At 71.8% G+C, this 11835-nt stretch carries 12 protein-coding genes and 1 pseudogene; 8 read left to right on the top strand and 5 right to left on the bottom strand.

The genetic code is table 11. The annotated features are described in order from the left end of the window. Positions 1-24: 24 nt before the first annotated feature. The 5 genes from ACTJJ4_RS13395 to ACTJJ4_RS13415 all read left to right on the top strand — a co-directional run bounded on the left by ACTJJ4_RS13395 (position 25) and on the right by ACTJJ4_RS13415 (position 4554). A complete protein-coding gene (locus tag ACTJJ4_RS13395) occupies positions 25-870 on the top strand; it encodes an exodeoxyribonuclease III (protein WP_440943791.1) in 846 nt (281 codons plus the stop codon). After that, positions 867-1679, top strand: coding sequence for an HAD family hydrolase (locus ACTJJ4_RS13400; RefSeq protein WP_440943792.1), 813 nt, complete (start codon positions 867-869; stop codon positions 1677-1679). The genes ACTJJ4_RS13395 and ACTJJ4_RS13400 overlap by 4 nt, the downstream gene beginning before the upstream one ends. 173 nt (positions 1680-1852) lie before the next feature. Continuing rightward, a complete protein-coding gene (locus tag ACTJJ4_RS13405; RefSeq protein WP_440943793.1) occupies positions 1853-3115 on the top strand; it encodes an alanine racemase in 1263 nt (420 codons plus the stop codon). Continuing rightward, positions 3112-4068 (top strand): sugar kinase, encoded by a 957-nt coding sequence (locus ACTJJ4_RS13410; protein ID WP_440943794.1) that lies wholly within the window; start codon positions 3112-3114, stop codon positions 4066-4068. The genes ACTJJ4_RS13405 and ACTJJ4_RS13410 overlap by 4 nt, the downstream gene beginning before the upstream one ends. Positions 4069-4152: 84 nt before the next feature. After that, positions 4153-4554 (top strand): RidA family protein, encoded by a 402-nt coding sequence (locus tag ACTJJ4_RS13415; protein ID WP_440943795.1) that lies wholly within the window; start codon positions 4153-4155, stop codon positions 4552-4554. Positions 4555-4574: 20 nt separating this feature from the next. Here ACTJJ4_RS13415 and ACTJJ4_RS13420 read toward each other — a convergent pair whose 3' ends face one another. The 4 genes from ACTJJ4_RS13420 to ACTJJ4_RS13435 all read right to left on the bottom strand — a co-directional run bounded on the left by ACTJJ4_RS13420 (position 4575) and on the right by ACTJJ4_RS13435 (position 7688). Further along, the gene (locus ACTJJ4_RS13420; RefSeq protein ID WP_440943796.1) at positions 4575-5198 is read right to left on the bottom strand and encodes a dihydrofolate reductase family protein; all 624 of its coding nucleotides are present in this window, start codon (positions 5196-5198) and stop codon (positions 4575-4577) included. Positions 5199-5279: 81 nt separating this feature from the next. After that, positions 5280-5960, bottom strand: coding sequence for a winged helix-turn-helix transcriptional regulator (locus tag ACTJJ4_RS13425; protein ID WP_440943797.1), 681 nt, complete (start codon positions 5958-5960; stop codon positions 5280-5282). A gap of 1 nt (position 5961) precedes the next feature. Then, positions 5962-6402 (bottom strand): VOC family protein, encoded by a 441-nt coding sequence (locus tag ACTJJ4_RS13430; protein ID WP_440943798.1) that lies wholly within the window; start codon positions 6400-6402, stop codon positions 5962-5964. A 95-nt stretch (positions 6403-6497) separates the two neighbouring features. Then, the gene (locus ACTJJ4_RS13435) at positions 6498-7688 is read right to left on the bottom strand and encodes an MFS transporter (protein WP_440943799.1); all 1191 of its coding nucleotides are present in this window, start codon (positions 7686-7688) and stop codon (positions 6498-6500) included. A gap of 257 nt (positions 7689-7945) precedes the next feature. On the opposite strand from ACTJJ4_RS13435, the pseudogene ACTJJ4_RS13440 reads away from it, so the two are divergent. Together ACTJJ4_RS13440 and ACTJJ4_RS13445 are read left to right on the top strand one after the other, a co-directional pair. Next, positions 7946-9052 (top strand): annotated as a pseudogene (locus tag ACTJJ4_RS13440) (sensor histidine kinase); the annotation flags it as partial. 80 nt (positions 9053-9132) lie between these two features. Next, a complete protein-coding gene (locus ACTJJ4_RS13445) occupies positions 9133-9813 on the top strand; it encodes a response regulator (RefSeq protein WP_440943800.1) in 681 nt (226 codons plus the stop codon). A 112-nt stretch (positions 9814-9925) separates the two neighbouring features. Here the strand turns inward: ACTJJ4_RS13445 and ACTJJ4_RS13450 are convergent, their stop codons facing one another. Then, on the bottom strand, positions 9926-10489 hold the full coding sequence (locus ACTJJ4_RS13450) for an NADPH-dependent FMN reductase (protein WP_292697001.1): 564 nt from the start codon (positions 10487-10489) through the stop codon (positions 9926-9928). A 132-nt stretch (positions 10490-10621) separates the two neighbouring features. Between ACTJJ4_RS13450 and ACTJJ4_RS13455 the strand changes: the two genes are divergently transcribed. Then, positions 10622-11800 carry a benzoate/H(+) symporter BenE family transporter gene (locus ACTJJ4_RS13455; protein WP_440943801.1) on the top strand — a complete coding sequence of 393 codons (1179 nt, stop codon included), beginning with the start codon at positions 10622-10624 and terminating at the stop codon, positions 11798-11800. Positions 11801-11835: the final 35 nt, after the last annotated feature.

Here is an 11835-nt window from a genome sequence, read left to right on the forward strand (position 1 = left end):
GGAGACCCCGAATAGGCTGGACGCATGCGTCTGGCCACCTGGAACATCAACTCGATCCGCACGCGTGTGGGGCGCGCCGTCGACTTCGCGGTCCGCGAGGACATCGACGTGCTCGCGTTCCAGGAGATCAAGTGCAAGCCCGAGCAGTTCCCCTACGCGCCGTTCGAGGAGGCCGGGTACCACGTCGAGGTGCACGGTCTGAACCAGTGGAACGGCGTCGCGATCGCGAGCCGTGAGCCGATCACCGAGGTGTCCACCGCGTTCGCGGGCATGCCAGGCTTCGCGAAGGGTCACGAGGGGCCGGATGCCCCGCTCGAGGCGCGTGCGCTGGGCGTGACGGTCGGCGGCGTGCGGGTGTGGAGCCTGTATGTGCCCAACGGACGCTCGCTGGACGACCCGCACCTGGCGTACAAGCTGCACTGGCTCGACGCGCTGCGCACCGCGACCGCCGCCGAGATCGCCGCGAACCCGAGCCGCCCGCTGGCCCTCGTCGGTGACTTCAACATCATCCCGTTCGACCACGACAACGGCGACCCCGACATCGTGGTCGGCCGTTCCACGCACGTCTCGCCCGAGGAGCGCGCGGCGTTCTTCGCGCTGGAGTCGGCCGGCCTGACCGATGTCGTCCGCCCGCTCATCCCGGAGGGCTTCACGTACTGGGACTACCAGCGGCTCAAGTTCCCCCGCAACGAGGGCATCCGCATCGACTTCGTGCTCGGCTCCGACGCCTTCGCGAGCGCGGTGACCGGAGCATCCATCCACCGCGACGAGCGCAAGGGCGAGCAGCCCAGCGACCACGTGCCGGTGGTGGTCGAGCTCGACCTCGGCGGGCCGGAGGAGGACGACGACCTGCCGATGATCTTCGCGTGAGCATCCGCCTGATCGCGACCGATCTCGACGGCACTCTGCTGGGCGACGACGGCGGGGTCTCGCCTCGCACGCGTGCGGCGCTGGATGCGGCGCGGGATGCCGGGATCGCGACGATCCCGGTGACCGCGCGTCAGCCGATCGGGCTGCGGCCGATCGCCGCGCAGGCCGGCTTCACCGACTGGGCGCTGTGCGGCAACGGCGCGTACGGCGTGCACCTGACCACCGGTGAGCACCTGTTCGCCGAGGAGATCCCGCCTGCCGTGCAGCAGGAGCTCGCCGAGGCGCTGAACAGCGTGCTGCCCGGCCTCGTCTACGCGAGCGTGCGGGATGCCGGCGAGGGCTTCGTCGCGCAGGAGGGCTACGCCGCCCTCGCGCAGGCCAGCGACCACAAGCGCGCTCCCGAGACGATGGGCGGCGTGCCGCTGGCCGACGTGCTGGCCGCGCCGAGTCTGAAGCTCGTGATCCGGCATCCGTCGGTCTCGATCCCCGACATCTACGCCGCGCTGCAGTCGCTGGGCCTGACCGGCTTCGAGGCCACGCTGTCGGGGGCGCCCTTCGTCGAGGTGATGGCGCAGGGTGTGACCAAGGCGACCGGCGTCGCACAGGTGTGCGCGCGGCTCGGCATCGACCGCAGTGAGGTGCTGGCCTTCGGCGACGCGCTGAACGACCTCGAGATGCTGCGCTGGGCGGGCCGCGGCGTCGCCGTCGGCAACGCGATCGACGTGGTGCGGGACGCCGCCGACGAGGTGGCGCCGTCGAACGCCGACGACGGCGTCGCGCAGGTGATCGAGCGGATGCTGGCGGGCTGACGCCCGGCTACTCCCCCGCGGTCACCAGCGGTCGCAGAGCGAGTGCGCCGTTGCTGGACGAGAACTGCCCGCGCGGACGGCATGATGGTGAGTAGGTCGCCGGCCTGTTCCTGCGCGGCCGCCGACATCTCCCGGCGCATGGGCGCCCCCGCTTCCGCACGGAGGTCATTCGCATGACGACGCAGTCCGAATACCCGCAGCCCCCGCTGAGCCTGACCAAGGGGCTCGGTCCCGCTCTGGCGCACGACGACCCGGCGCAGCTCATCGGCAGCTCGCTGTTCGCCGCCGACCGGGACTTCCCGCAGCTCACGCTGAACGGGCCCGCCATCGCGCACAACGTCAGCGCCATGATGGACTACGTCCGCGACCGCGGGGTGTCCATCGCCCCGCACGGCAAGACCGCCATGTCGCCGCAGCTCGCTCAGCAGCAGCTCGACGCCGGCGCGTGGGGCATCACCGCCGCGACGCCCTTCCAGCTGCGCGTGTACCGCGCCGCCGGCTTGCCCCGGCTGCTGCTGGCCAATCAGCTCGTCGAGCCGGGCGCGATCGCCTGGATCCGCGGCGAGCTCGACGCCGACCCCGACTTCGAGTGCCTCGTCTACGCGGACTCCATCGCGGGCCTGGACCTGCTCGCCGATCCGACGGCTGCGGACGGGGACCGCCCGCTCTCCGTGTTGCTCGAGGCGGGCAACCCCGGCGGCCGCACCGGCGCCCGCGACGAGGATGCACTGCGCGCGCTGGCGGAGCACGCGGCCCGCACCCCCGGCATCCGCGTCGTCGGCATCGCGACGTACGAGGGCACGCTCGGCGGCGACACCCCGGAGGAGAGCGCCGCCCGGGTGGTCGCCTTCGCCGAGCATCTCGGTCAGATCGTGGGGCGCCTCGAGGAGGCGCAGCTGGTCCCCGGGGACTGCACGGTGTCGATCGGGGGCAGCGCGTACTTCGACGCCGCGGTCGACGGGCTGATCTCGGGCGGCATCGCCGCGCACCGGATCCTGCTGCGCAGCGGCGCCTACCTCACGCATGACGACGGGTTCTACTCCCGGCTGACACCGCTCGCCCGCGGCAACACCGCCGCGCCCGCGCTGCGCCCCGCGATCACCGTGTGGGCGCCGGTGCTCAGCATCCCCGAGCCCGGTCTCGCGATCGTGCTCTGCGGGCGGCGCGACGTCGGCTTCGATCAGGGGCTGCCCGTGGTGCACGGATCCCGCGGCCGGGACGGCTCCAATCGCCGCCCGTTCAACGGCACGATCACGCAGCTCGCCGATCAGCACGCCTTCATCGCGTTCGATCCGGACGGCGAGGCACCGCGCGTCGGCGACCTCGTGGAGCTGGGGATCTCCCACCCCTGCACCACGCTCGACCGCTGGGGTCTGGTCCCGCTCGTCGACGACGAGGCGCGCATCGTCGACCTGATCCGGATGCACTTCGCATGACCGCCTCCGCTCCCGACCTCGTCACCATGGGCGAGTCCATGGGACTCTTCTTCGCCCCGCTGGGAATGCCGCTCGTGTCGGGCCCCGCGTTCCATCTCTCCTTCGGCGGTGCGGAGTCGAACGTCGCGATCGGCCTCGCCCGGCTCGGGCACGACGCCCTGTGGGTCGGCCGCCTCGGCGACGACGAGATCGGCCGATACATCGAGCGGGAGCTGCGCGCCGAAGGCGTGCGCACCCGCGGGCTGACCGGTCCGACGCACACCGGCATGATGGTGCGCGCGCAGCGCGGGTTCGGGCGCAGCTCCGTCCAGTACGCACGCCTCGGCAGCGCGGGCGCGCAGCTGGCCGTCGAGGACCTTCCGCTGGATGAGATCCGCAGCGCGCGGATCCTGCACCTGACCGGGATCACCGCCGCACTCGGCGAGGGCCCGCACCGGGCACTGGTCGCGGCCGCGCATGCCGCCCACGACGCCGGCGTCCTGGTGAGCCTGGACCTCAACTACCGCGCGACGCTGTGGAGCGCAGAGGAGGCCGGCCCCGCGCTGCGCGAGCTCACCGAGCTCTCGCACCTGGTGTTCGCCACCGCCGATGAGGCGCAGGTGCTGCTGGGCGACGCGCACGACGGCGGGGACGATGCGGCGTACGCCCGTCGCATCGCCGCGCTCGGCCCGGCCGAGGTGGTCGTCAAGCGCGGAGCCGACGGCGCCCTGTCACTGGTGGACGGCGAGGTCTTCGAGCAGAACGTCACCGCCGTCGTCGAACGCGACCCTGTGGGAGCCGGCGACGCCTTCGCCGCGGGCTACCTGCACGGCGTGCTGGTCGATTCCGCGCCGCAGATCCGGCTCGACTTCGCCGGCCGCGTGGCCGCGCACTCCGTCACCCTCCCCGGAGACTGGGAGGGCCTCCCCCGGCTCGCAGATCTGGATGTCGGCGGACCCGACATCCTGCGCTGACCCGAGCCGTCCCCGACGACCGCCACCCGACCGCAACCCCGAACCGCAACCGATCCGATCCGATCCGATCCGCAAGGAGCAGACATGTCCGACACCACCGTCATCCGCACCGACGAGGCCCCCGCCCCCGCGCACGTCTTCTCCCAGGGCCTGCGCAAGGGCAACATGCTGCAGGTCTCAGGACAGGGCCCGATGGACCCCGTCACCAACAAGTACATCGCCGAGGGCGACGTGCACGCGCAGACCATCCGCACACTCGAGAACATCCGCGCCATCCTCGAGGCGGGCGACGCCTCGGTCGAGGACGTGATCATGTTCCGCGTGTACCTGACCTCGCAGGACCTGTTCCCCGCGATGAACGAGGCGTACGGCGAGTTCGTCCAGAAGCACGTGCCCAGTGGCATGCTGCCGTGCCGCACCACCGTGTTCGTCGGCCTCCCCCACCCGGAGATGCTCGTCGAGATCGACGCGCTGGCCGTGCTCTGACGGGCTGACGCGCGCGCCGGTCACGACCCCATCGTGCCGGTGCGCACCTCACCCGGCAGCGGCGCGTAGCGCAGCGAGAGGGTGCCGCCGTCGCCGGACTCCGCACTCAGCAGCCGCATGTTCGAGGGCGCCGCACCGTCGGGGAACACCTTCCGGCCTCGGCCGAGCACGACCGGGTACACCCACAGCTGCAGCTCGTCGTAGAGCTGTTCGGCGAGCAGGGTCTGCACCAGGTCGATGCTGCCGATCACGTGCACGTCCTGATGCTTCTCCCGCAGCGCCGCGATCTCCGACGCCAGATCGGCACCGATCCGCGTCGAGCCCTGCCAGTCCAGCCGGATGTCGGCGTCCCGCGAGGCGACGTACTTCGGGACCCGGTCGAACAGCTGCCCGATGAACCCCTCCGGGCCGGTGGTGTGCTGCGGCCAGTAGCCGGCGAAGATGTCGTAGGTGCGTCGGCCGAGCAGCAGCGCGTCGAGGGTCTCCATGCCCTTGGTCACGCTCGCCCCGACGGCCTCGCTGGGATAGCCGGCCTGCCAGCCGCCATAGGGGAAGCCGTCTCTGGTGTCCTCCTCCGCCCCGCCCGGCGCCTGCGCGACGCCGTCCAGGGTGGTGAACAGATCGATGATGACGCGTCCGGTCATGATGCTCTCCTCGTTCGATGGTTCGATTCTTGAGATGTCCGGTCTCACCCGGGTCCTGCATGCATGGGGCCCGGTGCGACGCTACGCCGCGACGGGGTCGATGCGGAAGGTCTCCGCGAAGGATTCGAGCGCGCCGGCATCGCCGCGTGCGATGTGCACGAGGTCCGATGCCAGCGCCTCCCGGGCGGTGACCCGTCCGCCGATGAGGTGCCGGATGCCGGGGCCGGCGACCAGCACGGCATCCGGATCCGAGTCGGGCATCCGCCCGCCGACCGGCGGCGCGGGCGGCGCGAGCTGCGCGACGGCCAGCTCCCCCGCAGCCACGGTGACGCGCAGGGCCACGTCGCCGACATGCAGCTCGACGTCGAGGTCGCGAGCCGACGCCTCGCGGAACGACGTGCGCAGCGCCATCGTCAGCGAGTCCGGAGTGACGACGTCGTCCTCGCCGGGGTCACCCATCGCCTGGAACCCCCAGCGCCCGAGCGCCAGCACGATCGGCTCGAGCGCCCGCCCGTAGTCCGTGAGCTCGTACACCAGGCCGCAGTTGTGCAGCGGCACGCGCCTGACGACGCCGCCCTCCTGCAGCTCCTTCAGCCGGGTGGAGAGGATGTTCGTGGGAATGCGTGGCAGCCCCTGCTTCAGGTCGGTGTAGCGGCGGGGACCCACGAGCAGATCGCGGACGATGAGCAGCGCCCACCGCTCACCGATCAGCTCGACGGCCGTCGTGACTCCGCAGTACTGGCCGTAGCTGCGCGCCGCCATGTCAGGATGCGGCGCCCTGCTCCGCCATGTAGGCCTCCGGGCCCTTCTCGGCCGCCTCGGGGACCATGTACAGGAAGCCGAGCGAGTTGCCGTCCGGGTCGTCGATGTCGCGCGAGTACATGAAACCGTAGTCCTGTGCGGGCTTGGGCTCGGTGCCGCCCGCCGCGAGAGCCTTGTCGACGATCGCGTCGACCTCCTCGCGCGAGTCGCAGGTGAACGACGACGAGACCTGCAGGGTCTGCTGCGGGTCCGCGATCGGCTTGTCGGTGAAGGTCGCGAAGAACTCGCGCGTCAGCACCATGAAGTAGATGTCCTCGCTCCACACCACGCAGGCGGCGTTCTCGTCGGTGAACTGCGGGTTGATCTCGCAGCCGAGCGCCGTGTAGAACGCCTTGGCGCGCTCGAGGTCGGAGGTGGGCAGGTTGACGAAGATCTTGGTCATGATGACTCCCTTGTCGATGGCGGCCCGGCAGTCGCCGGCCCCGATGACCTCGATACTTGCAAAAAGCAACCTTGCTTGTCAATAGCAAGTTCGGATCAGCTGCGCCGGCGCATCCCGACCAGCGCCAGCGCTCCGGCCCCGGCGGTGAGCGCCGCGACCACGATCAGTCCGACACCGGGGACGGATGCCGTGCCCACCGCGCCTGCGACGAGCGGACCGCCCGCATCGCCCAGCTCACGGCCGAGCTCAGCGGAGCCCATGGTGCGCCCCATCCGCTCCTCCGGGGTCGAGGCCGCGAGATGCGAGAACGCCACGGGCGTGGCGAGGCCGACGCCCGCGCCCACCAGCAGCGCGGTGGTGAGCAGTGCGACGATCAGCAGCATCCCGGCCTGCATCGTTCCGGATGCCAGCGCGACCCCTCCCGCGACGCCGATGCCGACCGCGATGAGCGCCAGGCCGCCGATGGCGCCGAGGCGCACCGAGACTCGGCCGCGATCGTGCCAGGCGCCGGTCAGCGGCTGGACGATGCTGGACACGATCGCGAGCACCGTGACCAGCGCCATGCTGGCGACCGTGCCGAAACCGGCCTGTCTGGCGAGCAGCGGCAGGAAGCCGACGGCCACGGCGAGCGCGCCGGTGGTCGCGGCGAGCACGAGCGTCGGCACCAGGAAGCCGGGCGCGGCGAGCTCTCGGCCGAGATCCGCGAGCGTGACCCGCTTGCGCGGGAGCACCGGCACGGCCGGCACGGAGAAGCGCACCCAGGCGGCGGCAGCGAGCCCCAGTGCTGCGAGCGCCCAGAACAGCGCGGGCAGGCCCGCCCACACCACGAGCACGGCGCCGATCAGCGGACCGAGCGCGTAGCCGAGGCTCTTCCAGGAGCCGTACCTGCCGAAGTACGCGCCCCGGGAGGCTCCGTCGGTGAGGCGGGCGACCGCGGCCGACGACGCCGGGGAGAAGGCGGATGCCGCGGCCCCCTGTCCGAAGCGGGCCACGATCAGGCCGACCGTGCCGGGGACGAGCGCGCCGACCGCCGAGAAGGCGGCGAACGCCAGCAGGCCCGCCACGATCACCGGACGCACGCCGATGCGGTCGCTGAGCGCCCCGAACACCGGCTTGAGCAGCACCTCGGCGAGGTCGTACAGCGCGAGCGTGAACCCGAAGGCCAGCAGAGTCCAGCCGATGTCCTCGGTCTCGGCGCCGAGCGCTGCGGCGATGCCGTGGGCGCCGAACGCCGTCGTGAAGCCGGCGAGGTACAGGGGCGCGAGGCGCGGTCGCGTGACGGTCACGCTCGATTCTCGCACCCCGGACTTCCCGGAACCCAAGGACCACCCAGGTATCAACTTCTGCTGTTTCAACCCGCCACATAACAGCAGAAGTTGATACCTGGAGCGTCCTGACGCCAGACCACGCGACCGCCCGCATCCGCCGCACGGCGGATGTGCGGCCTCCGCGCTCCGCCTACGGTGGGAGGATGCCGGACTCCCCCTTCACGCGCACGCCGACCGAGCGCGACCTGCGCCAGGATCTGCTGCTCGCGGGCGTCATGCTGGTCGGCGGCGTGATCAGCGCAGGGCTCTCCACGGTCGCCGGACTCTACGGCAAGACTCAGGCGCCGATGTGGACCGCGCTCATCCTGGTGCTCGCCGTCTCCGCTCCCCTCGCGCTGCGCCGTCGCCGCCCCGCCGCGGTCGCGGTGTTCGTGGCGCTGGCGATGTTCGTGGGCGTGACGCTGCGGGTGCCGGAGATGTACGTCACGAACATCTCGATGTTCATCGCGCTGTACACGGTCGGGGCCTGGATGAACGACCGCCGGGCCGCGACGCTGGTGCGCATCGGCATCATCGCCGGCATGTTCATCTGGCTGCTGTTCGTGATGTATCGCGACGCGATCGACGAGGCCGGCAAGGCCGACATGGCGGCGGGGCTGTTCTCTCCCTATATCGCGATGATGATGCTCCAGCTGCTGCTGAACGTGCTGTACTTCGGCGGCGCGTACTACTTCGGCGAGCGCTCCTGGCAGGCGGCTGCGCAGCGGCACACGCTCGAGGGGCGCACCCGCGAGCTCGAGGCCGAGCGCGAGGTCACCGCCGCGCAGGCCGTGGCGCTCGACCGGGTGCGCATCGCCCGCGAGCTGCACGACGTGGTCGCCCATCACGTGTCCGTGATGGGCGTGCAGGCGGGCGCGGCCCGACTGGTCGCCGAGCAGGACCCGGCGGAGGCGAAGCGGATGCTGGCCGGCATCGAGGACGCCTCCCGTGAGGCCATCCGCGACTTCCGGCAGCTGCTGGAGACGCTGCGCGCTCCCGGCGACGCCCTCGGCGACGAGGCGCCCTCGACGTTCGGCCTCGAGGACATCGAGCGGCTCGCGCAGTCCTCGAGCGATGCCGGGCTGCCCACCGACTACGCGGTGATCGGCGAGCCGGTCCCCGTCTCGAGCACGGTCGGCGTGAACCTGTACCGCATCGCGCAGGAGGCACTCACCAACGCCCGCCGTCATGCCGGCGTCGGGGCGACGGCCGACGTGCGGGTGCGGTACGAACCGGATGCCGTGGAGCTCGAAGTCGTGAACACCGGCCGCGCGATCGGCGCACTGCGCCCGGGCCTCGGCCAGCTGGGCATGCGCGAGCGCGCCCTGGCATCCGGCGGCACGATCGAGCTGCTCCCCCGCCCGCAGGGCGGGTTCCGGGTGCGCGCGAGCGTGCCGCTCACGAAGACCGAGGAGTCCACCCGATGATCCGCGTGCTGCTCGTGGACGACCATGCGATGCTGCGGGCCGGATTCCGCACGATCCTCGGCACGCAGCCCGACATCGAGGTGGTGGGCGAGGCGGGCACGGGAGCGGATGCCGTGGCTCTCGCCGCACAGCTCATGCCGGACGTCATCACGATGGACGTGCAGATGCCCGACATGGACGGCATCGAGGCCACCCGGCGCATCGTCGCGGACCCGGCGATCACCGCGTCCGTCGCGATCGTGACCACCTTCGACCGCGACGAGTACCTGTTCCAGGCCCTGGACGCCGGCGCCGGCGGGTTCCTGCTGAAGAACGCCGGCCCTGAGGAGCTGATCACGGCGGTCCGCGCGCTGGCCGCCGGCGACGGCATCCTCGCGCCCGAGGTGACGCGCCGCGTGCTGGCGCGGTTCGCAGCCGCGTCGCCGCCGGTTCCGGTGGCGCAGGAGACGCCGCCCCGGACCCCCAGCGCCGTCTCCGTGCTGGCCGAGCCGCTCACGGAGCGCGAGAGCGAGGTGCTGGCGCTGATGGCGGATGCCCGCAGCAACGCCGAGATCGCCACCGCGCTGTTCATCGGCGAGGCGACGGTGAAGACGCATGTCTCGCGCGTGCTGCAGAAGCTCGGCGCCCGCGACCGGGTGCAGGCGATCGTGCTCGCGCACCGGCACGGGCTGACCTGACAGCCGAAGCATCCGATCGTCGCGACCTTCAGAAAGCCCGAAGACACCGGATGCCCCGGGCCGCGAGGCACCGGGGCATCCGATCGTCGCGCATTCCGGCGCGGCTGGAAGGTCAGGCGTGCTTGCGAGCGGCCTCGACGCGGGCGATCAGCGTCAGGAACGACTGCAGGTAGAAGCCGAGGAACTCCTTGGTGCTCTCGACCGTGACGTTGCCGTCGGCGTCGATGAGACCCGGGGTGAGCTGGATGAAGCCCTCGGGCTGACCCATGGTCACGGCGTTGTAGTGGCCGAGGATGGCGCGCAGGTGCTGCTGAGCGGCCGCGGTGGCGATGCCGCCGCCCGAGGCGCCGATGACGGCGACGGGCTTGCCGTCGAAGGAGGCCTGGCCGTAGGGGCGGGCCGACCAGTCGAGGGCGTTCTTCAGCACGCCGGGGATGGAGCGGCTGTACTCGGGGGTGACGATCAGGACGCCGTCGACGTCGGCGATGGCCTGCTTGAAGTCGAGGGCGACCTGCGGGAAGGAGCCGTCGAGGTCGGGCGAGTAGAACGGAAGGTCCTTGATCGCGATCTCGCGGAACTCGACGCCCTCGGGGGCGAGCTTCGCCAGGGCCTCGGCCAGCGTGCGGTTGATGGAGGTGCTGGAGATGCTGCCGACGATGTAGCCGATGGTGGTCATTGGGGATCCTTCTCGAAAGATGCAGGGGTACGGCGGGGTTCAACCCGCCGCGCGTCGACTCTATTCCGCCGCATATAAAAATCCTCTGAGAGCAGCCGCTACCCTCGGATCATCCCGCCCGATGAGGAGCCGATGACCGCCACCGCCCGCCGCCCCCTGTCGCGTCCCGTCACCGCAGGCATCGTGACCGCCCTCGTCGGCTTCACGAGCTCGTTCGCCGTCGTGCTCACCGGCCTGGACGCCGTCGGCGCCAGCCCGGCGCAGGCGGCGAGCGGGCTGCTCGCGCTGAGCCTGACCATGGGCGCGGCCTGCATCGTGCTCGCCTGGCGGTATCGGATGCCGATCACCGCGGCCTGGTCGACGCCCGGCGCCGCGCTGCTCGCGGCGAGCAGCGCGGTCGAGGGCGGCTGGAGCGCCGCGGTCGGGGCGTTCCTCGTGGTCGCGGCACTGATCCTGCTGACCGCGCTCGTGCCGAGGCTCGGGACCCTCATCGCCGCCATTCCGCCGTCCATCGCGCAGGCGATGCTCGCGGGCGTGCTGCTGCCGCTGTGCCTCGCGCCCGTCACGGGCCTGGTCGCGAACCCGTGGGGCGTGATCCCGGTGGTGGTCACCTGGCTGCTGTTCGCCCGCCTCGCGCCGCGGTGGGCCGTGCCGGCCGCGTTCGTCACGGCGACCGTCGTCGTCGTGATCGGCATCGCCCGCACGGGCACCACGGTGGACCCGGCGGTGCTGCTGCCCGCGTTCCAGTTGACCGCGCCGACCTTCACGATCGGGTCGATCGTGGGCATCGCGCTGCCGCTGTTCATCGTCACGATGGCCTCGCAGAACGTGCCCGGGATCGCCGTGATGCGCAGCTTCGGCTACGAGGTGCCCTGGCGGCCCGCGATGCTCGTCACCGGCATCGGCTCGGCACTCGGGGCGCCGGCCGGAGGTCACGCCATCAATCTCGCCGCCATCAGTGCGGCGCTGGCCGCGGCACCGGATGCCGAACCCGACCCCGCGCGACGGTGGATCGCCGGCGTCTCCACCGGGGTGTCGTACCTCGTGCTCGGCGGGCTGTCGGCGGTGTTCGCGGCGCTCGTGCTCCTCGCGCCCGCCGCGGTCATCCCCGCCGTGGCGGGTCTCGCCCTGTTCGGCGCCTTCGGCTCGGCCGTGCAGCAGGCCATCGACGACCCGGGCGAGCGGATGCCCGCCGTGATCACGTTCCTGGTGGCGGCGTCCGGCATCGCGCTCCTCGGCATCAGCGCGGCGTTCTGGGCGCTGATCGCCGGGCTCGTCGTGCGCGGCGTGCTGCATGCGGGCCGGCGCTGAGCCGGATGCGGACTCCGTCCCGGGGATGATCGCGC

This window comes from Microbacterium sp. 22195, from assembly GCF_052056515.1.
Taxonomy (GTDB): domain Bacteria; phylum Actinomycetota; class Actinomycetes; order Actinomycetales; family Microbacteriaceae; genus Microbacterium.

Bases quoted from the DNA above. Each gene is read 5' to 3' on its own strand.
- ACTJJ4_RS13415 (WP_440943795.1), top strand. From the start codon at position 4,153: ATGTCCGACACCACCGTCATCCGCACCGACGAGGCCCCCGCCCCCGCG.
- ACTJJ4_RS13395 (WP_440943791.1), top strand. From the start codon at position 25: ATGCGTCTGGCCACCTGGAACATCAACTCGATCCGCACGCGTGTGGGG.
- ACTJJ4_RS13445 (WP_440943800.1), top strand. From the start codon at position 9,133: ATGATCCGCGTGCTGCTCGTGGACGACCATGCGATGCTGCGGGCCGGA.
- ACTJJ4_RS13455 (WP_440943801.1), top strand. From the start codon at position 10,622: ATGACCGCCACCGCCCGCCGCCCCCTGTCGCGTCCCGTCACCGCAGGC.
- ACTJJ4_RS13405 (WP_440943793.1), top strand. From the start codon at position 1,853: ATGACGACGCAGTCCGAATACCCGCAGCCCCCGCTGAGCCTGACCAAG.
- ACTJJ4_RS13420 (WP_440943796.1), bottom strand. From the start codon at position 5,198: ATGACCGGACGCGTCATCATCGATCTGTTCACCACCCTGGACGGCGTC.
- ACTJJ4_RS13425 (WP_440943797.1), bottom strand. From the start codon at position 5,960: ATGGCGGCGCGCAGCTACGGCCAGTACTGCGGAGTCACGACGGCCGTC.
- ACTJJ4_RS13450 (WP_292697001.1), bottom strand. From the start codon at position 10,489: ATGACCACCATCGGCTACATCGTCGGCAGCATCTCCAGCACCTCCATC.
- ACTJJ4_RS13430 (WP_440943798.1), bottom strand. From the start codon at position 6,402: ATGACCAAGATCTTCGTCAACCTGCCCACCTCCGACCTCGAGCGCGCC.
- ACTJJ4_RS13410 (WP_440943794.1), top strand. From the start codon at position 3,112: ATGACCGCCTCCGCTCCCGACCTCGTCACCATGGGCGAGTCCATGGGA.